Source organism: Enterocloster aldenensis (assembly GCF_003434055.1).
In the GTDB taxonomy this organism is placed as follows: domain Bacteria; phylum Bacillota; class Clostridia; order Lachnospirales; family Lachnospiraceae; genus Enterocloster; species Enterocloster aldenensis.
In genome coordinates this window covers 250522-273280 of the sequence record NZ_QVEX01000002.1, presented here as the reverse complement: position 1 = coordinate 273280, position 22759 = coordinate 250522, and the positions used below count along the sequence as shown (strand labels likewise).

Sequence of the window (22759 nt, the reverse complement as noted above, 5' to 3'; positions counted from 1 at the left end):
AAGATGTTTCAAAATGATATGGACAGAAAAATGCAGTTCAGCATGGATAAGGTAAAGAGGGCGTTGGAAAAAGGGAATGGACATACAATCCTCAGTACAGGAATCACAGGTGATGATGCCAGGATGGCAAAGGCCGTGGTTGATGCAGGCGTGAGTATGCTGGAACCGAACCATCCGGCATTGGCCCTTGCCAGAGGATATAAAGGCGTTACTTCCATGCATGAAGCAGAGAAAATCCGCCATGAGATAACTGTTTCACAGATGGCAGAGGTTACCCGCGGTGTCAGGAGCGTGGTTGGAAACGATGTATATATTACGGTGGGTATACCGGGCGGCTTCACGGAAATCCTGCCAACGCCCCTGACGGATGAGGACTTCCTCATGATGTCCAGAAGCGGGGCCGACGGACTGCATACACATAAATCCAGCCTTCATGATTTGGAACAGCTGGTTCAGACAGCCCACAGATATGGACTCTGCGTGGATGCATACATCGGGCTTCCCACGGATTTACATACATTTGGTATTTCGGCAGAACAGCCGGAGGAAGTGGCAAAGGTCGCAAAACAGATGGAGGGCATTGGAACCGACATGATTGGCCTGATGACAGGGATGAGCTATGAAGGGGTGGAGGCAGGGAAAATCCATCCATTCCTTAAGGAAAGACTGTGTGCCATGGTGGAGGCTGTTCATGTACCCACGCTGGCAGAAGGCGGCATTAATCTGGATAACTTTAAAGCATTCAAGGATACGGGCGTAAATATCCTGGTAATCGGGACCTCCATTGACAAGATGGCAGGGAAAGCGGTGGCAGGTGCCGTACAGGAGTTTTTGAACCTTTAATATAAGAGTTGCTTACCGATATGCTAATGGAAGGCGTATTTCCATTAGCATATCTGCATATACGGATTTACTTTTAAAATGAATCCGGCGGGCATGTGCATTGTAAGGAGAGATGGGAATGAAGACGATAACAGTTAAAAGTGATGGCAACGGGATGGTTATGGAATGGAACCTGGAGGGGAGCGGCAGATGTGAGGCGGGGATTAATAATCCCTTTCTTGAAATGTGCCTGAAATCTTTTGCAGAAGCATCCTCCATTGATTTGAAGCTCATATGCAGCAAGGATATTGGCGGGGAGGAACTGATGGGAGCCATGGGGGATTTATTTGCTGAAGCTGTCTGTAAGCAGTGTATGGAACTGGAAGAGTATGGCGGGACAGGAAGCGGGATTGCAGATGATGCCTTTTTCCCCACCAGCTGTAAGCTCATGCTTCCGGGCAGGACGGACTGGGTCTTTGAAATGGTTGCCCACAGCATAAAAGAAGACAGCCGTTCCATCACGAAATTCTTTGGGAATCTGTCCGGCAGGGCATCGCTATGCCTGAAGTTCGATACCTATGATTTTAGTGACAGGTATTGTGAAAGGGTGTTTTATTCCTTTGGACGGGCGCTTAAAATGGCATATTCCCCTGCAAGGGCTTGAAACATGCAGGAGAAGCAGTATTGCGGGGATAAGATTGGATTGCAGTAAAAATCCTTTTTTGTTATGATATATCTAACAATACGTTAGAGGTGACAGGGATGGATGACAGTTCAACAAAATTCCGTTATTTATCGGTTTATCAGGATATAAAAGATAAGATAGAAAAGGGGGTATTCCTGCAGGGAGAGAAATTAAAGACAGAGAAGGAGTACCAGCAGGAGTATGGGGTGAGCCGGGATACCATACGTAAGGCGTTCGGCAAGCTGGAAAATGAAGACTATATAGTCAAAAAGACAGCGGTAGGGACATTTGTCAAATATAAGAAATCCAATTATGTACTTTCAAGCCTGGAAAGCTTTTCCGAACAGATGAGGAAAAGAGGGATAGAGCCTTCTTCCGAATTTGTTTCCATTGAACTGAATACAATCTCAAATAAGCATATCATCAATGAGCTGGAAATCGGTAAAGAGGAAAAGTGTTATAAAATAACCAGGATAAGAAAGGGCGACGGGGAACCCATGGCATATGAAATTGCTTATGTGCCCCAGAAATTATGTCCTGATATGCAGAAATATCTGGACGACCGCAGTTCATTATATGAAATATATGAAACGGTTTACCATTATAAATTGGGTAATGGGAAGATAAGGCTGGAGGCAGACCTTCCGTCTTCCGTGATACAGGAAAGTTTAAGGCTGAATCACGATTCACCGGTCCTGAAAATGGAATGCACCACACGGCTGGAGGACGAAACACCCTTATATTTTGTGGAGTGCTATTATATTGGAGAAAAATATTTCTTTTCGGCTATATTACCAAGATAGGAGAGAGGATAAAATGGAACCTAGGATTGCAACAATTAACAGGATTACAAGGGAAACAGATATCACCCTGACATTAAACCTTGATGGGAGCGGCAAATGTGATCTTCAGACAGGTATAGCCTTTTTTGACCATATGCTCAATGGGTTTGCACGTCATGGATTATTTGACCTGGACCTTGTCTGCAAAGGCGATCTGGAAGTTGATTCCCATCATACGGTGGAGGACTGCGGGATTGTATTGGGAGAAGCAATAAAAAGGGCAATCGGGGAAAAAAAGGCAATTAAACGATACGGAAGCGCAATCCTTCCCATGGATGAGGCATTGGTACTCTGTGCCATTGATCTGTCCGGCAGGCCATACTTTTCATATGATGCAAAATTCACGGTCCCCCGGATAGGCGGAATGGATTCAGAGATGATTCATGACTTCTTTTATGCCGTGTCATATTCTGCATTTATGAACCTTCATATCAAGCAGTTGGATGGGGTGAATAATCATCATATTGCAGAGAGCAGCTTTAAGGCGTTTGGTAAAGCCCTTGATATGGCGACCATGCATGAGGAACGGCTGAACGGGTCCGTTTGGTCAACCAAGGGCGTATTATAGGGGACTTGATATGTAAGGGTTTGATAGCTAAGGGCTCCATAAAAACGCAGACATTGTTCCAAATAAAAGAAGGGTGCACGGATGAGCTGGTTGGTTAAACACTGATAAGAGGTTCGTTGGCCCATTTTGCTGTATGATCCGGATATGTTATTTATAAGAAAGGATACGCCGCCAGGAGAGCGCTCTGCCTGACGGCGTATTCTTTCTTTATATATTATCTTTATATGGTCTTTTTACTTCCGCAATAAATGATTTTTCTGTTTCCTGCAGCAGTCTGCTATTGACATATGGTTCTTATTGGTATATAATCCTAATTAAGAATAATTACTATTAAGGAAACGAACCATGATTAACAGAAACACAATTCAATGTTCAATGGTATTAGAAGCGGTAAACAAGCTGAAGTGTCACGCGACCGCGGTTGAGGTATACGATGAGGTTGTCAGGGTATGTCCTCATATCAGCAGGGCCACCGTATACCGGAACCTAAACCGCCTTTCCCAGATTGGGAAGATACGGAAGATAGAGATACCGGGAGCAGCAGACCGTTTCGACCACCGTTGTCAGGAGCATTACCATATTTTATGTGAAACATGTGGACGGGTTTTTGATGTGGACATGGATGTCTTCGAGGATTTATACCAAAAAATCAGGGATACCCATGGGTTTGAATTTACAGGCTGCGATATTATGTTCAGGGGAATCTGCCCGGAATGTAAATAATGATCCATAAGTTATAAAGCCTGCTTCCCCCTCCACCTACAATTGCTGCGAATGCAGGCCGGGACGAGAAGCCTGTAAATTATAAATCGCATGAAAAGGAGACAAAATATGAGAAGTATTACAACACTTGATCTTCAGTATGCACACAGATTTTTTGGGTTTAAAGGGGAAGCGCAGTATCTGCACGGCCACACGGGAATCCTGACCATTGAAGTGGAAGATTCCATTGAACCCGGTGTTAACATGGTTTTCCCATGTAACGAAATCCAGAAAACCGCCTGGGAGGTCCTGAAGAATTTTGACCACGCACTGATTTTAAGGGAGGACGATCCGCTGCTTCCGGCCATCCTCAAGGTCTATGAAGAGCAGGGAATCCGGGACGGCGCCCTAACCAACAAGATGAAAGGCCCGGCGTTCAAGACAGAGCTTGCCACCGCCTATCCTGAGTGCCGCCTGGTGGTGACAAAAGAAACCATGACAGTGGAAGGTATGATAAAAATCGTATACGACCTGCTGAAGGATAAGCTGAATATTGCAAAAATCACCTTTAGCAGCGGCGTCAACGCCGCAACCCAGGAATACCAGCCTTCCAGGACCATTGACCGCTGTCCGTTATGCGGTATTGCATTAAACGAAAACGGTGTCTGCCCTAAGTGCGGATACAAGAAGTAAGGGGATGCCGCCCATCGTACATGACATGATTTTCAAATGAACCTTTTTATGAATCAATCTAAGGGCAGCTGCACTGTATGGTGCGGCTGCCTTGTTCCATATCTGAATCCTTATATCTGAATATTCTTATATCTGGATTTTTATTCCTGTTGTGGACGCGGTACTTTTATTATAGTAAACTGAACTTATTGGCGGATTTGGATTGGATAATGCGCCACCGGTATCCGATGCACTGCCTATGGGAATATCATATTTTGCTGGGTAATGCATGAGCAGGATATAATAGATTATATCTTGTCACGATTGGATACCTCCCAATGCAAGGTCCATGCGGTATCACTTATATGCACCGGGGAAGCCTTACAAAAGCGGCTGCAGAGGGATGTGGATATGGGAATCCGTAAAGCGGATGTGGTTTTGAGGAGTCTGGAGAGGGTGCGTCTGTATGAAGCATTGGACACGGTCAGGATTGATGTATCTGATATTCCGCCGGAACAGGCAGCGGAGCTGATTCTGAAGCTGTAGGCCGGGGCAAGGAGATGTATGACGGCAGGGAACGTTGCCCTCGTATAGGACAATGTAATATAAAAGTCTTATACGAGGGTGTTTTTATGCCCGGAAAAGTATCGCGGGCCTTACCGAGACGTGCTGGTTTGTATGGAAGGCATCTCGTAAAAAGGGCTGTATGGCACAGACGGCAAGTTAACTGCGGCTTCGTGAGAAAGGCAAGACAACGATTTCATAAACATATTGCATAGAAAAAGGATAAAATCCTATGAAATACAATATAAAAAATGTAAGTTTTATATAAAAATATGGAAACAAATAGAAAGATATTGACGTAACTACATAAAAGTGATATTCTGGACACATAAAGACAACGATTGCACAAACGATTTCATGTGAGAGGAGAATGAGTGGATGAGACAGGACATTATCTGTATAGACGGAAATAATTACCCGCTTTACAGAATTCAGACCATCGTAATAGGCAGCGGGGCGGCTGGATTAAATGCGGCGGTATCACTTTACAAAGAGGGGCAGCAGGACATTGCAATCGTAACTGAGGGGAAAATGATGGGAACATCCCGGAATACCGGTTCGGATAAGCAGACCTATTATAAGATGACCACCTGTTCAGGAGAGGCTGATAGCGTGCGGCAGATGGCACAGACACTATTTGGCGGGGAGGCCATGGATGGGGATCTGGCATTGGTGGAAGCCGCTTTATCCGTAAGGGGATTCTTCCATCTGGTAGATATAGGGGTGCCATTTCCCCATAATGGGGCGGGAGAGTACATAGGATATAAAACAGACCACGATCCATTCAGGAGGGGGACATCAGCGGGACCTCTGACATCAAGATTCATGACTGAGGCGCTGTGGCATGAAGCGGAGAGGTACTCCATCCCTGTATATGACGGATACCAGGTGATTGAAATCCTGACAGAGAAGATAGGGAATGAGAAACGGGTAAGGGGTGCTCTTGCCGTAAATGTCAGGGCGATGGGATTGGAGGAGATGTACGCCGTCTTTTCCGCGGAGAACATTGTTTATGCCACGGGCGGGGAAGCAGGGATGTATGAAACATCCGTATACCCGGTCAGCCAGACTGGCGGACTGGGAACCGCGCTGAGAGCAGGGGCAAAAGGGAAAAACCTGACGGAATCACAATTCGGCCTTGCATCTACCAAGTTCAGATGGAACCTGTCCGGGACATACCAGCAGGTCATCCCAAGGTATGTTTCTACGGAGCAGGATGGAAGCGGGGAACGGGAGTTTCTGGACGGGTACTTTGACTGCCCGGAGCATATGTTGTACGCCATCTTCCTGAAAGGGTACCAGTGGCCTTTTGATCCGAGAAAAACCAGGGACCATGGTTCCTCCCTCATTGATATCCTGGTTTATCAGGAGATGACATTAAAGGGGAGACGGGTGTTTCTGGATTATCGAAGGAATCCGTCCTGCAGCGAGAAGGATGGACGGTTTCAGACTGCGCTTCTGCATCCGGAGGCATATGGGTATCTGGAAAGCTCCGGGGGTCTGCAGGATACGCCAATTAAACGGCTGGAGCATATGAACCCTGCGGCAATCGAACTGTACCGAAGCCACGGAATCAATCTTCATGAGGAAAAACTGGAGATTGCAGTGTGCGCGCAGCACAATAACGGAGGTCTGTCCGGCAATTGGTGGTGGGAGAGTAACCTGAAACATTTCTTTCCGGTGGGGGAAGTCAATGGAAGCCATGGCGTGTACCGGCCAGGCGGAAGCGCCCTCAATTCCGGCCAGGTGGGCAGTATGAGGGCGGCTGCGTATATTGCACACTGTTATCAGGAAAAGCCTTTGTCTGGTGAGGAAATAAGGGAATTATGCGGCGGGCAGATCCTGGCTGCAATTAAGTTTGGGGCCAGGGCGTTGGCAAAACAGGATGCGGTATTGGATCTTAGGGAGGAACGCAAGGCGCTGGGCATGAGGATGTCCCGATATGGGGCGCATATCAGGTCTTACGATGGAATACGGACAGCGCTGATGGAAAACAGAATCCAGAGACAGAGGATTGAAACCTCCGGTATCAATAGTCCCGGTGATTTAAAGCATTACTACAGGCTGAGGGATCTGCTTGTGAGCCAGAAGGCATATCTGGAAGCCATGGAGGATTACATCGCCCACGGAGGTAAGAGCAGGGGGTCCTATCTGATTTACGATGAGCATGGGGATAAACCTTCGGAGAAGCTGCCGGAATGCTTCCGTTCCCTTTTGGAACAGCATGGGATGTCTGAACTGATACAGGAGCTGGAGTATTACCAGGACACAAGCAGGATAAGCTGGAGGGATGTGCGGCCCATTCCGGAAGATGACTGCTGGTTTGAGGCAGTATGGAAACGGTACAGGGAAGGAGAATATTTTAAAGGTAATAAGGCTGAGGCTGGCTATCTGCAGAAGCAGCCATAAGGGGATTTGGTGTCACTGCGATGACAACGATTTCATAAAAGGAGGAAGAGAAGATGAGCAAATTCATGTCGGCCAAAGAGGCGGTAAAACTAATTAAAGACGGTGATAGCATAGCCGTATCAGGCAACGGGGGAGGAATCATGGAACCGGATGCGTTGTTTGAGGCATTGGAGGACCGCTTTTTAGATGAAGGCAGTCCCGGGAACCTTACCCTTACCCATTCTGCGGGAATTGGTGATAAGGACAGAGGCGGTATCAGCCGCTTTGCCCATGAAGGGATGGTTAAGCGGGTAGTGGGGGGACATTGGGGATGGTCGCCGAAAATGCAGCAAATGGCCAATGATAATAAGATTGAGGCATATAACCTGCCCCAGGGAATCATAGCCCTTCAGTACCGTGAGATTGCAGCAAAACGTGTGGGGGTGGTCACACAGACCGGTCTTAAGACATTTGTGGATCCGCGTGTATCGGGAGGAAAACTGAATGATGTCACAAAGGAGGATTTGGTAGAGCTGGTTTCCATGGATGGGCAGGAATGGCTGCGCTATAAAACCTACCCGGTGACGGTTGCACTGATCCGCGGAAGTATCGGTGATGAGGAAGGAAATATATCACTGGCTTATGAACCGGCTTATCTGGAGGCGCTGGCCATTGCCCAGGCCGTACATAACTGCGGAGGCATTGTAATCTGCCAGGTGAAGTATGCAGCTAAGGCAGGTTCCCTGGACCCCAAAAATGTCCGGATTCCCGGAATCCTTGTGGATGCGGTGGTGGTCCATCCGGGACAGATGCAGACAATAGAGGGAGAATATGATCCTGCGCTGACTGGTGATGTGAGGATGCTGGTAGAAAGCATGGTCCCCATGCCCTTAGACCAGCGTAAGGTGGTGGCCAGAAGGGCTGCCATGGAACTCAGCAAGGGCAGCGTGATTAACCTTGGATTCGGTATGCCGGACGGTGTCGCAAGGGTTGCGGCAGAAGAAGGGATTGAAGGGTATGTGAAGATGACGATTGAGCAGGGAATCATCGGCGGCGTGCCTGCAGGCGGGGCGATATTCGGCGTGGCTTATAACTCTGAGTCAATGATTGACGGTCCTTCCCAGTTCGACTTTTACAGCGGAGGCGGGCTTGATATGACCTGTCTTGGACTGGCCCAGGCTGACAGCCATGGAAATGTGAATGTGAGCAGGTTTGGCCCCACCATTGCAGGCTGCGGGGGCTTCATAGACATATCCCAGACAGCCAAAAAATGTGTATTTTGCGGAACGTTTACGGCAGGCGGTCTGAAAACGGAAATAAAGGATGGGAAGCTTGAGATCCTTCAGGAAGGAAAACATAAAAAATTCCTGAAGGATGTGGAACACATTACATTCAGCGGGGATTACGCAAGGGAAACCGGACAGAGCGTACTTTATGTAACGGAGCGGGCTGTTTTTGAGATGACGGAAGAAGGTCTTGTGCTAAAAGAAATCGCTCCGGGAATGAATCTGGAAAAGGATATACTGGGGCAGATGGATTTTGTGCCCCTGATGCCCCGGGAACCGCAGCTGATGGATAAACGGATTTTCATGACAGACCCCATGGGACTGGACAGATGATTAATAAGACGAAAAAAGCAATGCAGCCAATTACATTATAAACAGGAGGTTAAGTACTATGATGGAAGGAATCAGTTTGGAAAAAAAGGAAGGATATGCAATATTGTCCGTGGACATACCACAGACCAGGAATGCCCTCAGTGTTCCAATTGTGGAGTATATGGATACCCTGGTAGATTCGGTAATCGCGGATAAGGACATTCATTGCCTGGTTATTACGGGTGGCGGCGAGAAATCCTTTGTGGCGGGAGCCGACATTGCAAAGCTGGTGAAAATGTCCCCGGAAGAATCCAGATATTCCATTGAGGTTGGGCATAAGCTGTTTTCCAAGATTGAAACCATGGATATTCCGGTTGTGGCCGCAATCAACGGATATTGCCTGGGAGGCGGCCTGGAAATCGCCATGTGCTGTGATATCCGGATCTGTTCCGCTAATGCCAGGTTCGGCCTGCCTGAAATCAATATCGGTATGATTCCGGGCTGGGGAGGAACCCTGCGCCTGCCGAGACTGATTGGGGAAAGCAGGGCTAAGAATATGCTGCTGCGCGGCAAGATGATTACTTCCCAGGAAGCGCTTGATTATGGCCTGGTGGCGGAGGTTTATGAAAATGTGGCGGTCATGAGGGAAAAAGCAGGGGAGCTGGCTGTCGAGCTGGCGTCGAAAGCGCCCATTACCATGAAAATCGATAAACGCCTGGTATACGATGCAGCAAACAGGCAGCCCACGGATATTGCCCAGAGGGATGCGCTGGCCCTTGGATTTGTATATACCACGCACGATGCAATTGAAGGGCTGACAGCATTCCTTGAAAAACGTCCGCCAAAATATGAAGGGAGATAAAAGTTATGAAAAAGGTAAATGTGTTTACGGAGATTGAAGGAACTGAGTTTCCGGCAGGAAGAAGGACAAGGGTAGTTATTGGAGAAAACGGAGCAATCAACGGGGATTATTTTTGCCAGGGATATGTGGTAATTTATCCGGGCGGCGCTATCCCGCTTCACGATCATGTGACGGTAGAAACTTACACCATATTAAAAGGACAAGGCGAAATGACTGTTGATGGCGAGACGGAAGCGGTGCAGGAAGGAGATGCCATTTATATTGAAAGCGGTAAATCCCACGGACTGGTAAATACCGGGACGGAGGACATGCATATGATGTTTGTCTACGCGCCTAAGATGATTGCAGAACATTGGGCCCAGGAGACTGCCGGTGAATTGAAATGAGGCGTAATGGTGGAACAAGAAGAAAATAAAAGGAGGCAGGTACAATGAAGAAGACAGCAATTGTAACTGGAGGAAGCAGAGGGATAGGATACGGCATTGTCCGTCAGCTGGGACTGGACGGCTATCGTATAGCCATCCTGGATGTGAATAATCCCCAGGACTATAAGGATAGCCTGGAAGAACTGAATCGGCTTGGAATCGACTTCCTATATGTCCAGGGAAGCACCACGTCACAGGAAGACAGGGAGGTGTTTCTGCAAAAAACGGTAGAAAAATACGGTGATATCGATGTTCTGGTGAATAATGCAGGTGTTGCGCCAAAAGTGCGCCAGGATCTGCTGGAAATGACGGAAGAAAGCTTTGACTATGTGGTGGGCACCAATACGAAAGGGACCATGTTCATGACCCAGCTGGTGGCAAAACAGATGCTGAAGCAGGAGGTGAAGGGGAGACGCCGCGGCGTGATCGTGAATATCAGTTCCAGTTCCGTGACCGTGTCCTCCACGAACAGGGGGGAATACTGCGTATCAAAGGCAGGCGTGGCCATGCTGACCACCCTGTACGCCGACCGCCTGGCAGCTGACGGCATACAGGTATATGAAATCCGTCCGGGCGTGATTGAGACGGATATGACAAAAGTGGTCCATAAGAAGTATAGCGGCCTCATTGAGCAGGGGGTGTTCCCTATCGCAAGATGGGGAACGCCGCAGGATATCGCAGATGCGGTCAGCGCATTCTGCAGTGAAAAGTTCATTTACAGCACAGGCAACTATATTGATATTGACGGCGGATTCCATATTAAGAAACTCTGATTCACTTATCTGGATCAAATCAGTATAAAGGAGAGGGATATATGAGAGTAGTAAAAACAGCGGCGATATGGATACTGGGCATGGCAATGGTGGCAAGCCTTGCCGGATGCAAAGCCATAGGAAATGGAAAACGCATTATCAGGGTATCCAACGGACAGCCCATGACGCATCCTGACAACATCGGCTTACTGGCTTTTAAGGAATATATAGAGAAAAACCTGGGAGATAAATACGAGGTGCAGATTTTTCCCAATGAGCTTCTTGGCTCTTCCCAGAAGGCCATTGAGCTGGTGCAGACGGGAGCCATTGATTATGTAGTGAGCAGCACAAGTAACCTGGAGACATTTGATAATATCTATCAGATATTCAGTCTTCCTTATCTGTTCCGCGGCATGGAAGGATTTGACGCTGTGATGAAGGATGACGGTTTTATGAACAGTATCTACGGATCCACGGATGAGTCCGGGTTCCGTGCGGTGGCATGGTATGCCGCGGGCGTCAGGAATATTTATACCACAAAACCGGTTTATACTCCGGATGACTTAAAGGGTATGAAAATCAGGGTTCAGGCCAGCCCTACAAATGTCAGGATGATGGATTTAATGGGGGCGGCAGCCGTGCCAATGAGTTATGGGGAGGTTTATACTGCCATACAGCAGGGAGTGATTGACGGCGCGGAAAACAGTGAGATGGCGCTTACCACCATGAAGCACGGGGAAGTTGCAAAATATTATACATATAACCAGCATCAGATCGTGCCTGACCTGCTGGTGGCAAACTTAAAGTTCCTGGAGGGATTACCACCCGAAGAAAGGAAAATCTTTGATGAAGCGGCCAGGATCAGTACAGAGGTAGAGGTTCAGGCGTGGGATGAACAGATTGAGGATGTAAAAAAACAGGCGGAAGAAATGGGAGTTGTGTTCATTGAGACTGATATGGAACCATTCAGGCAGAAAGTACTGCCTTTGCATGAGGAAGTGTTAAAAGATAATCCCAGGCTGGTACCCATTTATGATTCAATCCAGTCCATCCAGAATGCAGCTTTGGATGGGGAAGAAAGGAGCCGGAATGAATAAGTTGAAAAAAACCATGGACCAGATACTGAGCGCAGTGTGTGCCATCATGTTCAGCTTTATGACCGTGATTGCAGTGTACCAGGTGGTGACACGCTATGTGTTTAACAATCCAAGTTCATTTTCAGAAGAACTTTTAACCTACAGTTTTGCATGGATGTCCATGTTCGCCGCCACCCTGGTATTTGGGGAGCGGGACCATATGCGCCTGGCATATTTTGCAGATAAGCTCACGGAGAAAAAAGGGATTGTACTTGCTGTGGCAACGGAGTGCGTGATACTCATATTTACTATATTGGTGTTGATATATGGAGGTATATCCATAACCAGGCTTACCATGACCCAGGTAACGGCATCCCTAGGCATTCCTATGGGATATGTGTACAGCATCATGCCTGTCAGCGGGGTACTGACAGCTATCTACAGTATCATCAACATATCAAACCTGTGCAGGCAGCTTAAGGCACAGTAGAAAGGGAATTCATATGAGTATAGCATTATTTTCAGGCCTGATCATAGCCATTGTCTTAATTGTCATGCTGCTTGCAGGCGTCCCCATTGCGGTTTCCCTGGGTATTTCGTCCATTCTGGCGATTCTCCCCACACTGAATTTTGGAGCCACTGTGCTGACAGCCACCCAGCGTATCTTTTCTGGTATATCCATTTTTACATTGTTGGCCATTCCGTTTTTCATTTTAGCCGGAAATATCATGAATAAAGGCGGTATCGCAATCCGGCTGATTAACTTCGCAAAGGTCCTTACAGGACGTGTCCCAGGTTCCCTGGCCCATACCAATGCAGTGGCTAATATGTTGTTCGGAGCCATTTCAGGCTCCGGTGTGGCGGCGGCATCTGCCATGGGATCGATAATCGGCCCGGTGGAAAAGGAAGAGGGCTATGATGATAACTTTGCCGCGGCTGTCAATGTGGCCACGGCGCCCACGGGCCTTCTTATTCCGCCCAGCAACGTGCTGATTACATATTCCCTTGTGAGCGGCGGGACATCAGTGGCCGCATTGTTCATGGGAGGTTATATCCCCGGCATCCTGTGGGGAGCTGCATGCATGGCAGTCGCATTTTTTTACGCCAAAAAGCATGGCTACAAAAGCTCTGTCAGGCTGACCTTTAAGGAAGCGATGATTGTTGTATGGCAGGCTGTGCCAAGCCTGTTCCTGATCATCATTGTAATCGGAGGCATTATCGCAGGTGTGTTTACTGCAACGGAAGGTTCCGCCATTGCAGTGGCGTATAGCCTCATCCTTTCCCTTTTCATTTACAGGACAATTGATCTGAAGGAACTGGTCCATATCCTCATAGACAGCGCTAAGATGACAGGTATCATCATTTTCCTGGTGGGGGCGTCCAATATCATGGCCTGGGTCATGACATTCACGGGAATCCCCGAGGCCATCTCCTCGGCATTGCTGGGAATCAGCAAAAGTCCGGTTGTTATTTTACTGATTATCAATATTTTCCTGCTGTTTGTGGGAACGTTCATGGACATCACGCCGGCAGTTTTAATCTTTACCCCTATTTTCCTGCCAATCTGCCAATCCTTTGGAATGAGCGCACTGCAGTTCGGTATTATGATTACCTATAATCTGTGCATCGGAACCATAACCCCGCCTGTCGGCAATATCCTGTTTGTTGGTGTTAAGGTGGCAAAGGTTAAACTGGAAGGTGTTATAAAACCTCTCCTGTCTTACTATGCAGTTATTTTTGCGGTGCTTATGCTGGTAACCTTTATTCCGGCAGTGAGCACGTGGCTTCCCGGTCTGGCCGGATATTAATGGAAGGGGAGAGCCATGGATAAACGGATGAGCGCATCACAGGCAGCAGCCCTTATAAAAGACAATGCATGTGTCTGGCTGGCTGCGGGAGGTGGAGGAATCAATGAACCGTCATATTTTCTGAAAGCGCTGGAATCGCGTTTTTTGGATACGGGACATCCATATGGCATGACCTTGTGCCACAGTGCGGGAGTTGGCGATAAACAGGGCGGCGGTGTGGACCGCTTTGCGCATGAGGGGATGGTAAGGAAAGTAATAGGAAGCCATTGGACCTGGTCCGTGAACATGCAGGAGCTGGCAAGAAGGGAAGTAATCGAGGCGTATGTGCTTCCACAGGGGACAATGACTCAATTGACAAGGGAGATAGCAGGCGGGCGTCCCGGCGTGATTACAAAAACCGGACTTGGAACCTTTGTGGACCCCAGGGTCGAGGGCGGATCCATGAACGGATGTTCCCATGAACAGTTAGCGGATCTGGTGGATATCAAGGGGGAGGAGTATCTTTTATATCCTTCTTTTCCCATTGACGTGACGATTATCAGAGGCACTACGGCAGATGAAGAAGGAAACCTGACCTTTGAACAGGAAGGAATCCTGCCGGAAAGTCTTTCCGCTGCCCAGGCGGCTAAGAATTCAGGCGGTATCGTCATTGCACAGGTTAAGCGCATAGTAAGGAAGGGTACTTTGAACCCTCTCTTAATACGGGTTCCCGGTTTCCTCATCGATGCCATCGTGCAGGACCCTGGCCAGCGCCAGTCCCTTCTGACCGGATATGATCCGGCATTATCGGGAGAGTGCAGGATTCCTCTTGAGGATAAGCTAAAGCCCATGCCCTTAGATGAACGCAAGGTCATTGCCCGCCGGGCCGCCTTGGAAATCAGGGAAAATGCTGTCGTGAACCTGGGCTTTGGCATGCCGGCGGGAGTTGCTTCCATCATCAGGGAAGAAGGGGCTGATGGCCTCATGAAGCTTTCCGTAGAACAGGGAATCACAGGAGGGATTCCGGCTTCCGGCAGCAATTTCGGCCTGGTCTATAATCCTGAGGTAATCCTTGAGGAACCGGCACAGTTTGACTGGTACGATGGAGGCGGACTGGATATTGCTGTTTTATCATTTGCTGAATTTGACCAGGAGGGTAATGTAAACGTCAGCCGCTTCGGTGAACGTGTAAACGGGGTGGGAGGGTTCATCAATATATCCCAGTCCGCAAAGCAGGTCATATTCGTAGGGACCCTGACAGCCGGCGGGCTGGAATGTGATATCGCGGACGGCCGGATACAGATTAAAAAAGAGGGGCGGATAAAAAAGGCTGTGGTTAAGGCTGCACAGATAAGTTTCAGTGCTGAATATGCGCTGCAAAGAGGGCAGGATGTAATGTATGTAACAGAACGCGCCGTATTCCAGCTTACGGGCAATGGGGTCGTATTGAAGGAAATTGCCCCTGGTATGGATTTGGAGCACGATATTCTGCGGAACATGGAATTCAGTCCCATCATTCCGGATGGTATATGCCATATGCCGGAAAGGATATTCAGCCAGAAAAAATTAAGATTATAAGATGCATACATCGCCGGAAACAATCGTGTTAACCGGCGGTGTATTTCTGTTTAGGGCGTGTATTGTTCCTTAAAAGTGAATTTTGCAGCATGTGAGCTTGATTTAGGGAAGGGTTTTGGTATATAGTAATGTATAACCGGAATATGAGGGGGAAGATCATGAGCACAATCAAAGAGGTTGCAAAGTTAGCCGGAGTGTCACCGAGCACGGTGTCCAGAACCCTGTCCAACAGGATATTCGTAGAGGAAGAAACACGCCAAAAGGTATTAAAAGCAGTAGAGGAATTAAATTACAGACCCAGCATCATGGCAAAAGCGCTCCGGGAAGGCAGGACGTATACCATTGCATTGCTGGTTCCTGATATTAACAGTCTGTATTATCCCATGATTATGAAAAGCGTTGAAAAGTACGCCACGCAGAATGGGTATTCAATCATTCTTTGTAATAATAATGAGAGTATTGAATGTGAAAAACGGAATCTGGAAATGCTGGGGAGCCGGGGAATCGATGGGATCCTATGCATGAGCGTTGAGGATGACATCCGTCATCTGCTGTGTTTCCAAAAGGAAAAAAAGGTGCCTATCGTGCTTATAAACAGGGATTTTACAGAGGATATCAGCTGTATCTCCGTAGACAATGAATACGGTGGATACCTCATGGTTAAATATCTTTTGGATATGGGGCACAGAAAGATTGCGGGAATGTTTGGGGATTTCAGCAGGCAAAGATTCAGGGAGCGGTATAATGGGTGTAAAAGAGCCATGGAGGAATATGGGGTAGAAAACTATAAAAAATATTTTATCTATGATGTCAATACCATAGAGGAGGCTTACAGGTGCGCGCAGGAAGTGATGTTAAGGGAGGACAGGCCTACTGCTTTTTTTGCAAGTTTGGATATATTGGCCATTGGTATCTATAGCGGGATAAGTGAGAATGGATTTACTATACCGGGAGATGTTTCCGTGGCAGGGTTTGATAATATATTCATGACGGAGTATATGATTCCCCCGCTGACTACTTATAATGCCCCAATTGACCGCCTGGCGGAAGAGAGTGTGCGGTGTTTGATACACCAGATAGAAGATGGGGCGGCCGCCAGCCGCATTCTCATGAAGGGGGAACTGATAGAAAGGAAGTCGGTCTGTGCTGTCAGATAAAAAGATGGAATGCTGGTTTGTAAAAACACGCATTCCATCTTTTTTCTCCCTGTGGTTTCTTTGTTCTCCAGCCAAAAACGCACATATTCCCGATAGAGTGTGGGTGCTGTATTATCTGAATCCTGTCCTTTTAGCAGGAACTTAAACTCGCTATATCCTGAAAAACCCATTTTTTTCATGGTGCGGACAATGGAAGCAGTGGAAATGGTTGATAAGGGCTTCTAAGTTCAAAGAGGTTCCTATGATGCATTTACAGCATCAGAAGTAATCCGGAGTGCGGCTGATGAATAAAAATGGAGAGGCAGGATGTCATGAAAGGGGAAAGAAATAAAAGTGTCATGAAATCGTTTCAGAAAATAGCAAAAGCGTTTTTAATTCCAGCGTCATTGATTGCAGCGGCTTCTTTGGTCATGGGGTTATCATCATTTTTTACAAATGAATTAATTATTGAACAGATTCCGGTATTTGGAAATTTTTGGATAAAATATATTGCGGGACTGGTCAATAAATCTGGCAGCATTGTCATGTCCAATCTTCCGGTCATCTATGCAGTTACGCTGGCTTCCGCTCTTTGCGACGGGGACAGGGAGTATGAACTACCGTATTCGGGATTGAAACTGTAAATGTGGGAATGTTTGGCGGTATGCTGGTGGGAATTGTAGTGGCGGTTCTTCATTCCAGGTTAAGACATGTAAAATTCCCAACGGTATTATCATTTTTCCAGGGATCCAGGTTTATCCCGTTTGCCAGTACGCTGGTGTTTGTAGCGGTCGGTCAGGTATTCCCGTTTGTGTGGGTATGGTTTTCGAAAGGAATCAATGCGCTGGCCGGAGGAATCAGTAATTTAGGGATGTTTGGTCCTTTTGTTTATGGGACAGTGGAGAAGCTGTTGATTCCCATGAATTCTTATTTATATTTGCAGCATTTCCACTCTATGTGATTTATTCACTTTTAAACGGTCTCAGTTATATGCTTTTATATGCGTTTGGGGGTGAAGTGGGAGGCATTACATCCAGTGTCATTGGTTTTATCCTCTATGGTCCCATGCGCCCGGGGTCCCAATGGTGGTGGATTCTGATTGTAGGAGCCATAGAAGGCCTTATCTGTTATTTCCTGTTCAAATGGTGGATTATTAAGTTTAATATAAAAACACCGGGACGGGGAGAAGATAATGAAGAAGCCCTGGCCTTTGCAGCAGAAGTAGGGGATGTCAGGCTTGATGCACCTGAGAAATCGCTGCAATCGAAAGCATTGGCAATTATAGAGGGGCTGGGTGGAAAGGAGAATGTCATGGATTTGGATTCCTGTATGTCCAGACTGCGGGTAGAACTGCTGGATGGCGCCAAAGCCAATGATGCGTTATTGAAATCCACAGAATGTTCCGCTATTGTGCGGCCAGGCAAAAATACCATACAGATAATATATGGGTTGAAGGTGGGCGAGATACGTAAGGCTGTGGAACGGGAGTTAAAAGAAGAAAACAGAGTGGCCTGGAAGTACATAAGTAAAATTTATGTATAATTCATGTAAAATGTAAGAAAATATTAGTATGCAAAGAAATAAAAAACGTATATAGTTATTCATTAGACTATATGTCATAGCTTCAAAAAACGCTATGATATGATTTAAATGTCTAATAATAAACAGAACAATCCAACATCCTCAAGGGGATATTGGATGTTTTTTTGCCGTCTGAGCAGACTAAACCCAAGTACACATTTACAGGAGGCTGGAATGAAAAGAAAAAATGAAAGAATCATGACTTACCAGAAGATAGAGGAGTATGGACAATGGCTGGAAAGTTGTGAAAGGAGCAGGGAGACAGTAAAGAAATACAGACATTATTTAAAGCAGTTTAAAGCGTTCATAGGAGATGGGCCGGTTACCAAGGAGGCGGTACTGTTATGGAAAGCAGACCTGCGGGAACGTTTGACCCCGGTCACCATCAACTGCGTCATAGCCGCACTTAACGGATTTTTCAAATATTGTGGATGGGATGGCTGTGAAAGTAAGTTTTTAAAAATCAGCAAAAGTTCCTTTTATCCTGAGCAGAAGGAACTGACAAAGAACGAATATGAGCGTCTGGTAAAAACGGCTTTTGCCAATGGTAACGAACGGCTGGCCCTTGTGCTGGAAACCATCTGCGTAACCGGGATACGCGTATCTGAACTGTCGTTCATCACAGTGGCAGCCATCCATAAGGGACAGGCGGAGATTGAGTGTAAGGGCAGGATAAGGACCGTGCTGTTAACCAGACAGCTTTGTACAATTCTGCAGTCTTATGCATCAAAAAAGAATATAAGCACAGGAATGATATTTGTCACAAAAAGCGGAAAGGCATTGGACCGGAGTAATATATGGAGGGAAATGAAAGCCCTGGGAATAGAGGCCGGAGTCAGGAATGAAAAGATATTTCCCCACAACCTAAGGCACCTTTTTGCAAGGACATATTATGAAATAGAAAAAAACCTGTCAAAATTAGCGGATATCCTGGGACACAGGGATATTAATACGACCAGGATTTATACAAAGGAAAGTGGGAGCCAGCACAGATTGCAGCTTGAAAAAATGAAGCTGCTATTGCAGGATACAACGGAATATTTCTTTTGTTGTACTTTAGGATACTCCTGAAAGATTTAGAAAAAGTATACTACATTTATTGACAAAATTCTACATATTTTTAAAAATAATTCGATAAAAAAGGGTATAACAATCAAGCTTGGTCACAAATTAAACCAACTTGGATATTTTTGCATATTATTTATTATTTGCCTTTTTCTTAAACTTCAGAATCAATTCTCTTAAATTTTTCCATAGTCAGTAATTCCTCCGTTTTATCAGCCCCCTCCCTGTTTTTCAATTACAACAAAAGAAATATTCAGTTGTAAATACAGGATGGGAGGGATAGAAAATTAAGAAGTTCAGTTCCATCTGCCTTTTTTTTGCTTTTTTGTTTATCATGAACATTCATTTTGAGGAACATTCATTCGCAATGCAGCAGCCGGAATCATCTGCTGGCCAGGCAGTCTCCGGCCGGTCAGCCAGTCAGATGACCAGCCGGAATACGGGATTTGAAAACCTTGGGGAAGCTGTGATGGATGCACTTAAAGAAGGGGGGAAGATTGGCGGTTTTATAAAAACCGGTATTGTTTTTGATTCTGAGGAGGAGGCATTTTCCTTTGGCAGATATTATTACCGGTACCTATATCTGGGAAAAGAAGAAGTGACGCTGTATTCATTTGATGAAAATGGGAAGTATGCCATCTATGTTTCATGTGGGAACCCGGAAAAGGCAGTATCAGAACACAGACAGGTACAGGACAGGCTCTCCGGTGTGGTTAAGGCCTGCAGGACATTGGGGGACAGGGAAAAAGCTGAATATTTTTATAATTGGGTCTACGATAATGTCTCCTATGACCAGACACTGGAAAACAGGACCATCTATGATGCGGTCATGAACGGCAGCGCTGTGTGTTGGGGATATGTATCCGCCTATCTGATGCTGTGCAGGAACGCGGGCCTGATATGTGAACCTGTATATGCCGGAAACCATGCATGGAACAGGACCTGGATTGACGGAGAGTGGAGATACTGCGATATTACCTGGGATAAAAGTTTAGGAGGCAGCACATGGAAGTTTTTAACGCAGAAAGATATGGATTCGGATTCCATGCATAATAATTTGTGATGCTCAGGGGGCGTGGGGATGACAGATAACATTCATGAATACAGGGTGACGGAATTCAGGAAATCCTGTCAAAGGCATAATATGATGAGGAAATATCTCAGGCCATTCCTCCTGGGCTGCGGTCCCGCTGTCCTGGCGGCCGGATTTACATTGGCCCAGCTCTATACGGTAGGTGCAGGACAGGCCTGGACGAATCCGGGGGGAGCGGGAACCATTAACAATCCGTATCCGGTGGAGGCGATGGATTTAAACCCGCCTCAGGCACCGTCCCGGGCAGTGGTCCAGGCCGTATCCCAACCGGAGTTTACGTATCTGGGGGAGCTTGAGGTGACTGCCTATAGTTCGGATGGGAAGGATTTGACGTATTCCGGTGCGGTTCCTGTTAACGGGCGTACGGCGGCTGGCGTACTGTCTGTTTTCAAAATAGGGGATACGGTCCTGATTGATGGAAATTCCTATGTGATTGAGGATAAGGTGGAGGAGGGGGCCAGGGAGAAGCTGCGGATTTATTTTGCCAGTTATGAGGAAGCAAAGCAGTTCGGGCGGAAAACCTGTCCTGTATACAGACATTCCGATGGGCCTTCAGAAGGAATGGATTATCTGGGGGAGTTCCAGGTCACGGGCTATTGCAGCTGTTCACTGTGCTGCGGGGAAAAGAAGGAAATTCTTACCAAGACGGAAACCGTACCCAAGGCAGCCCATACCGTTGCCGCGGACCCGTCCGTGATTTTGCTTGGCACCCGGATTGTAATTGATGGCGTGGTTTACACGGTGGAGGATACCGGGAAGGCGGTAAAGGGAAACCAGCTGGACATCTATTTTGATACCCACGAAGAGGCGGTCCTTTACGGCAGGAAAAATAAATACGTGTATTTAGAGGAGTAAAACTATCCCTGATAAAGGGTTCAATATAAATATTTAAAATAAAGATTGGAAGGATAGCAGGATGAAGAAAAGGAGAATCATGCTTATTGCCGGCGCCCTGGCCGTTACGGCTTTTGCAATGACTAAATTGCAGACAGTGACCGCCTATGCGGTCGAGGGATGGATGAGCCAAGGTGAGGAGTGGAGATATTTAGATGAGAATGATGAGCCGCTGCAAAATACATGGAAGCAGTCCAGGGATTCCTGGTTCTATCTGGGCGGCCAGGGAATCATGATGAGGGATTGTTTCATTGAACAGGGAAACAGCCTGTATTATGTGTTTGAGGATGGGGCGCGGGCTGAAAACACATGGGTCCTGGCGGATGAGGCGGATGAGGATGGACATGAGGCCGGGTGGTATTATTTTGGCGCCAACGGTAAGGCGTACCGCGGCACCGCATCTTCTTTTAAAAGGACCGTGGATGGCAGGAGTTACATATTTGATGAAAGCGGCCGCATGCTGACCGGATGGTTTGACGAGGATGGGAATCAGCTGGACGAGGATGACAATCCACTGGAGGAAGGCGTGTACTATGCGGATGCGGACGGCGCCTTAAAGACTGAGAGCTGGCTGGATTATTCGCAGCTGGAGATAAGGGGACTTGAGGACCTGTCCAGTGACATCAGCGGCAGGGATTATGACGAATATGACCAGGTGTGGCTGTATTTTAACAACCGCTCCAAGAAGGTGAAAAGCAATGGCGGCCGTCTGGTGCAAAAGAATATTGACGGCAGCACATACGGCTTTGACGAGTATGGAATCATGCTTCCCTGGTGGACCAAGGTGGCGAGCGTCAGCAATGCGGATAAGAGCAACCCCACCAGCGATGTGCCGGCTAAGTTCTTTGCGGGATATGACGGCGGAAGCCTTTTGAGAAACTCCTGGTTCTGGATGTATCCGTCGGACAATCTGATACAGGATGACTCTGATGACGGGGAGTACAGCTGGTGGCGCACGGACCAGAATGGAAAGATATATCAGAATAAGATAAAGAAAGTAAATGACCGTTATTATGCGTTTGACGGGCTTGGCAGGATGCAGACAGGGTTTGTTCTCTTTGACACCCGCAGTACATTTGTGGCCCAGTATGACATGGACGCATGGTCATCGGAGGATTTCATAGAGGGGAATATATATGGTATTGAGAAGGCGGACCTTTATTTCTTTTCCCCGGACGAGCTGAATGACGGCTCCATGCAGACCGGAAATGAGCTGAAGGTCGAGCTGGAGGACGGGGTGTACACCTTTGGGTTTAAAAGCGATGGTGTTGCCTACGGAAACCGCAACCGCCTCAAGAGGGTAAAGGATTCCTACTATATAAACGGACTTAGGCTGGAAGCAGATGAGGAATATGGTTACGGCGTGGTCAGGGAGAATGAAAATTCTTACAGGGTGGTCAATACCAATGGAAAGATCATCACTGGAAATAAAAAGGTTGTTAGGGATAAAGACGGGGGATGGCTTATAATCATAAACAGCCGGTTTGCGGCCAGGGTAGATGACGAGTTTAAGCCAAGATGGCATAAGGGGGAAGAAGGAACCGGATTCTATCATTATGATTCTGATAATAAGGAAGATAAATATGCGGGCGGTCTGATTGCAGGGAGTAATATGGAACCACTGCTTGACGGATTGCCGGGGGAAGAACGGCTGAATTTTTAATGTGAG

23 protein-coding genes and 2 pseudogenes are annotated in these 22759 nt (G+C 47.1%); 24 read left to right on the top strand and 1 reads right to left on the bottom strand.

What is annotated here, in order from left to right:
* The first annotated feature begins 3 nt into the window (after window positions 1–3).
* From DWX59_RS07605 to DWX59_RS07525, 17 genes are all read left to right on the top strand, one after another.
* Window positions 4–843, top strand: a complete 840-nt coding sequence (locus DWX59_RS07605; RefSeq protein WP_117557727.1) for a beta/alpha barrel domain-containing protein — start codon at window positions 4–6, stop codon at window positions 841–843.
* A gap of 118 nt (window positions 844–961) precedes the next feature.
* Complete coding sequence (locus DWX59_RS07600; protein WP_165643039.1) at window positions 962–1486, top strand: hypothetical protein; 525 nt, start codon at window positions 962–964, stop codon at window positions 1484–1486.
* Window positions 1487–1584: 98 nt separating this feature from the next.
* On the top strand, window positions 1585–2310 hold the full coding sequence (locus DWX59_RS07595) for a GntR family transcriptional regulator (RefSeq protein WP_117557723.1): 726 nt from the start codon (window positions 1585–1587) through the stop codon (window positions 2308–2310).
* A gap of 13 nt (window positions 2311–2323) precedes the next feature.
* Window positions 2324–2917 carry an imidazoleglycerol-phosphate dehydratase HisB gene (gene hisB / locus DWX59_RS07590; protein WP_117557721.1) on the top strand — a complete coding sequence of 198 codons (594 nt, stop codon included), beginning with the start codon at window positions 2324–2326 and terminating at the stop codon, window positions 2915–2917.
* Between the two features lie 345 nt (window positions 2918–3262).
* The gene (locus DWX59_RS07585; protein ID WP_117557719.1) at window positions 3263–3640 is read left to right on the top strand and encodes a Fur family transcriptional regulator; all 378 of its coding nucleotides are present in this window, start codon (window positions 3263–3265) and stop codon (window positions 3638–3640) included.
* 108 nt (window positions 3641–3748) lie between these two features.
* The gene (locus DWX59_RS07580) at window positions 3749–4312 is read left to right on the top strand and encodes a 6-carboxytetrahydropterin synthase (protein WP_117557717.1); all 564 of its coding nucleotides are present in this window, start codon (window positions 3749–3751) and stop codon (window positions 4310–4312) included.
* A 294-nt stretch (window positions 4313–4606) separates the two neighbouring features.
* Entirely contained in the window at window positions 4607–4837 is a 231-nt protein-coding gene (locus DWX59_RS07575; protein ID WP_207660410.1) for a nucleoside/nucleotide kinase family protein, read from the top strand.
* 417 nt (window positions 4838–5254) lie between these two features.
* Complete coding sequence (locus tag DWX59_RS07570) at window positions 5255–7264, top strand: FAD-binding protein (protein WP_117558012.1); 2010 nt, start codon at window positions 5255–5257, stop codon at window positions 7262–7264.
* Between the two features lie 53 nt (window positions 7265–7317).
* Entirely contained in the window at window positions 7318–8862 is a 1545-nt protein-coding gene (locus tag DWX59_RS07565) for an acyl CoA:acetate/3-ketoacid CoA transferase (protein ID WP_117557715.1), read from the top strand.
* A 58-nt stretch (window positions 8863–8920) separates the two neighbouring features.
* On the top strand, window positions 8921–9703 hold the full coding sequence (locus DWX59_RS07560) for an enoyl-CoA hydratase/isomerase family protein (protein WP_008717321.1): 783 nt from the start codon (window positions 8921–8923) through the stop codon (window positions 9701–9703).
* A 5-nt stretch (window positions 9704–9708) separates the two neighbouring features.
* Entirely contained in the window at window positions 9709–10089 is a 381-nt protein-coding gene (locus DWX59_RS07555) for a cupin domain-containing protein (protein ID WP_117557713.1), read from the top strand.
* 44 nt (window positions 10090–10133) lie between these two features.
* Window positions 10134–10901, top strand: coding sequence for a 3-ketoacyl-ACP reductase (locus tag DWX59_RS07550; protein WP_117557711.1), 768 nt, complete (start codon window positions 10134–10136; stop codon window positions 10899–10901).
* A gap of 41 nt (window positions 10902–10942) precedes the next feature.
* Window positions 10943–11977, top strand: coding sequence for a TRAP transporter substrate-binding protein (locus tag DWX59_RS07545; protein WP_117557709.1), 1035 nt, complete (start codon window positions 10943–10945; stop codon window positions 11975–11977).
* Window positions 11970–12446 carry a TRAP transporter small permease gene (locus DWX59_RS07540; protein WP_235844952.1) on the top strand — a complete coding sequence of 159 codons (477 nt, stop codon included), beginning with the start codon at window positions 11970–11972 and terminating at the stop codon, window positions 12444–12446. Before DWX59_RS07545 ends, DWX59_RS07540 begins: the two co-directional genes overlap by 8 nt.
* Window positions 12447–12459: 13 nt before the next feature.
* Window positions 12460–13764, top strand: a complete 1305-nt coding sequence (locus DWX59_RS07535) for a TRAP transporter large permease (RefSeq protein ID WP_117557705.1) — start codon at window positions 12460–12462, stop codon at window positions 13762–13764.
* A gap of 15 nt (window positions 13765–13779) precedes the next feature.
* Complete coding sequence (locus DWX59_RS07530; protein ID WP_117557703.1) at window positions 13780–15321, top strand: acyl CoA:acetate/3-ketoacid CoA transferase; 1542 nt, start codon at window positions 13780–13782, stop codon at window positions 15319–15321.
* Between the two features lie 158 nt (window positions 15322–15479).
* Complete coding sequence (locus tag DWX59_RS07525; RefSeq protein ID WP_166460189.1) at window positions 15480–16478, top strand: LacI family DNA-binding transcriptional regulator; 999 nt, start codon at window positions 15480–15482, stop codon at window positions 16476–16478.
* Window positions 16479–16606: 128 nt separating this feature from the next.
* On the opposite strand, the pseudogene DWX59_RS29880 reads toward DWX59_RS07525, so the two are convergent.
* Window positions 16607–16684 (bottom strand): annotated as a pseudogene (locus tag DWX59_RS29880) (MurR/RpiR family transcriptional regulator); the annotation flags it as partial.
* 105 nt (window positions 16685–16789) lie between these two features.
* On the opposite strand from DWX59_RS29880, the gene DWX59_RS07515 reads away from it, so the two are divergent.
* The 7 genes and pseudogenes from DWX59_RS07515 to DWX59_RS07485 all read left to right on the top strand — a co-directional run bounded on the left by DWX59_RS07515 (window position 16790) and on the right by DWX59_RS07485 (window position 22753).
* Complete coding sequence (locus DWX59_RS07515) at window positions 16790–17101, top strand: PTS transporter subunit EIIC (protein ID WP_166460188.1); 312 nt, start codon at window positions 16790–16792, stop codon at window positions 17099–17101.
* An 8-nt stretch (window positions 17102–17109) separates the two neighbouring features.
* On the top strand, window positions 17110–17418 hold the full coding sequence (locus tag DWX59_RS29875; protein ID WP_147325782.1) for a PTS transporter subunit EIIC: 309 nt from the start codon (window positions 17110–17112) through the stop codon (window positions 17416–17418).
* 56 nt (window positions 17419–17474) lie between these two features.
* Window positions 17475–17999, top strand: a complete 525-nt coding sequence (locus DWX59_RS07505; protein WP_207660409.1) for a PTS transporter subunit EIIB — start codon at window positions 17475–17477, stop codon at window positions 17997–17999.
* Between the two features lie 213 nt (window positions 18000–18212).
* A pseudogene (locus tag DWX59_RS07500) lies at window positions 18213–19141 on the top strand (tyrosine-type recombinase/integrase).
* Window positions 19142–19437: 296 nt separating this feature from the next.
* On the top strand, window positions 19438–20166 hold the full coding sequence (locus tag DWX59_RS07495; RefSeq protein ID WP_117558010.1) for a transglutaminase domain-containing protein: 729 nt from the start codon (window positions 19438–19440) through the stop codon (window positions 20164–20166).
* 18 nt (window positions 20167–20184) lie between these two features.
* Window positions 20185–21051, top strand: a complete 867-nt coding sequence (locus tag DWX59_RS07490; protein ID WP_117557672.1) for a 3D domain-containing protein — start codon at window positions 20185–20187, stop codon at window positions 21049–21051.
* Between the two features lie 61 nt (window positions 21052–21112).
* Window positions 21113–22753: a PspC-like choline-binding domain-containing protein gene (locus DWX59_RS07485; protein WP_117557670.1), complete on the top strand. Its 1641-nt coding sequence runs from the start codon at window positions 21113–21115 to the stop codon at window positions 22751–22753.
* The last annotated feature ends 6 nt before the right edge of the window (window positions 22754–22759 follow it).

Excerpts from the sequence above, each read along its gene's own strand:
- DWX59_RS07605 (WP_117557727.1), top strand. The coding sequence starts at position 4 with ATGTTTCAAAATGATATGGACAGAAAAATGCAGTTCAGCATGGATAAG.
- DWX59_RS07600 (WP_165643039.1), top strand. The coding sequence starts at position 962 with ATGAAGACGATAACAGTTAAAAGTGATGGCAACGGGATGGTTATGGAA.
- DWX59_RS07595 (WP_117557723.1), top strand. The coding sequence starts at position 1,585 with ATGGATGACAGTTCAACAAAATTCCGTTATTTATCGGTTTATCAGGAT.
- hisB (WP_117557721.1), top strand. The coding sequence starts at position 2,324 with ATGGAACCTAGGATTGCAACAATTAACAGGATTACAAGGGAAACAGAT.
- DWX59_RS07585 (WP_117557719.1), top strand. The coding sequence starts at position 3,263 with ATGATTAACAGAAACACAATTCAATGTTCAATGGTATTAGAAGCGGTA.
- DWX59_RS07580 (WP_117557717.1), top strand. The coding sequence starts at position 3,749 with ATGAGAAGTATTACAACACTTGATCTTCAGTATGCACACAGATTTTTT.
- DWX59_RS07565 (WP_117557715.1), top strand. The coding sequence starts at position 7,318 with ATGAGCAAATTCATGTCGGCCAAAGAGGCGGTAAAACTAATTAAAGAC.
- DWX59_RS07560 (WP_008717321.1), top strand. The coding sequence starts at position 8,921 with ATGATGGAAGGAATCAGTTTGGAAAAAAAGGAAGGATATGCAATATTG.
- DWX59_RS07555 (WP_117557713.1), top strand. The coding sequence starts at position 9,709 with ATGAAAAAGGTAAATGTGTTTACGGAGATTGAAGGAACTGAGTTTCCG.
- DWX59_RS07550 (WP_117557711.1), top strand. The coding sequence starts at position 10,134 with ATGAAGAAGACAGCAATTGTAACTGGAGGAAGCAGAGGGATAGGATAC.
- DWX59_RS07545 (WP_117557709.1), top strand. The coding sequence starts at position 10,943 with ATGAGAGTAGTAAAAACAGCGGCGATATGGATACTGGGCATGGCAATG.
- DWX59_RS07540 (WP_235844952.1), top strand. The coding sequence starts at position 11,970 with ATGAATAAGTTGAAAAAAACCATGGACCAGATACTGAGCGCAGTGTGT.
- DWX59_RS07535 (WP_117557705.1), top strand. The coding sequence starts at position 12,460 with ATGAGTATAGCATTATTTTCAGGCCTGATCATAGCCATTGTCTTAATT.
- DWX59_RS07530 (WP_117557703.1), top strand. The coding sequence starts at position 13,780 with ATGGATAAACGGATGAGCGCATCACAGGCAGCAGCCCTTATAAAAGAC.
- DWX59_RS07525 (WP_166460189.1), top strand. The coding sequence starts at position 15,480 with ATGAGCACAATCAAAGAGGTTGCAAAGTTAGCCGGAGTGTCACCGAGC.
- DWX59_RS07515 (WP_166460188.1), top strand. The coding sequence starts at position 16,790 with ATGAAAGGGGAAAGAAATAAAAGTGTCATGAAATCGTTTCAGAAAATA.
- DWX59_RS29875 (WP_147325782.1), top strand. The coding sequence starts at position 17,110 with ATGTTTGGCGGTATGCTGGTGGGAATTGTAGTGGCGGTTCTTCATTCC.
- DWX59_RS07495 (WP_117558010.1), top strand. The coding sequence starts at position 19,438 with ATGAACATTCATTTTGAGGAACATTCATTCGCAATGCAGCAGCCGGAA.
- DWX59_RS07490 (WP_117557672.1), top strand. The coding sequence starts at position 20,185 with ATGACAGATAACATTCATGAATACAGGGTGACGGAATTCAGGAAATCC.
- DWX59_RS07485 (WP_117557670.1), top strand. The coding sequence starts at position 21,113 with ATGAAGAAAAGGAGAATCATGCTTATTGCCGGCGCCCTGGCCGTTACG.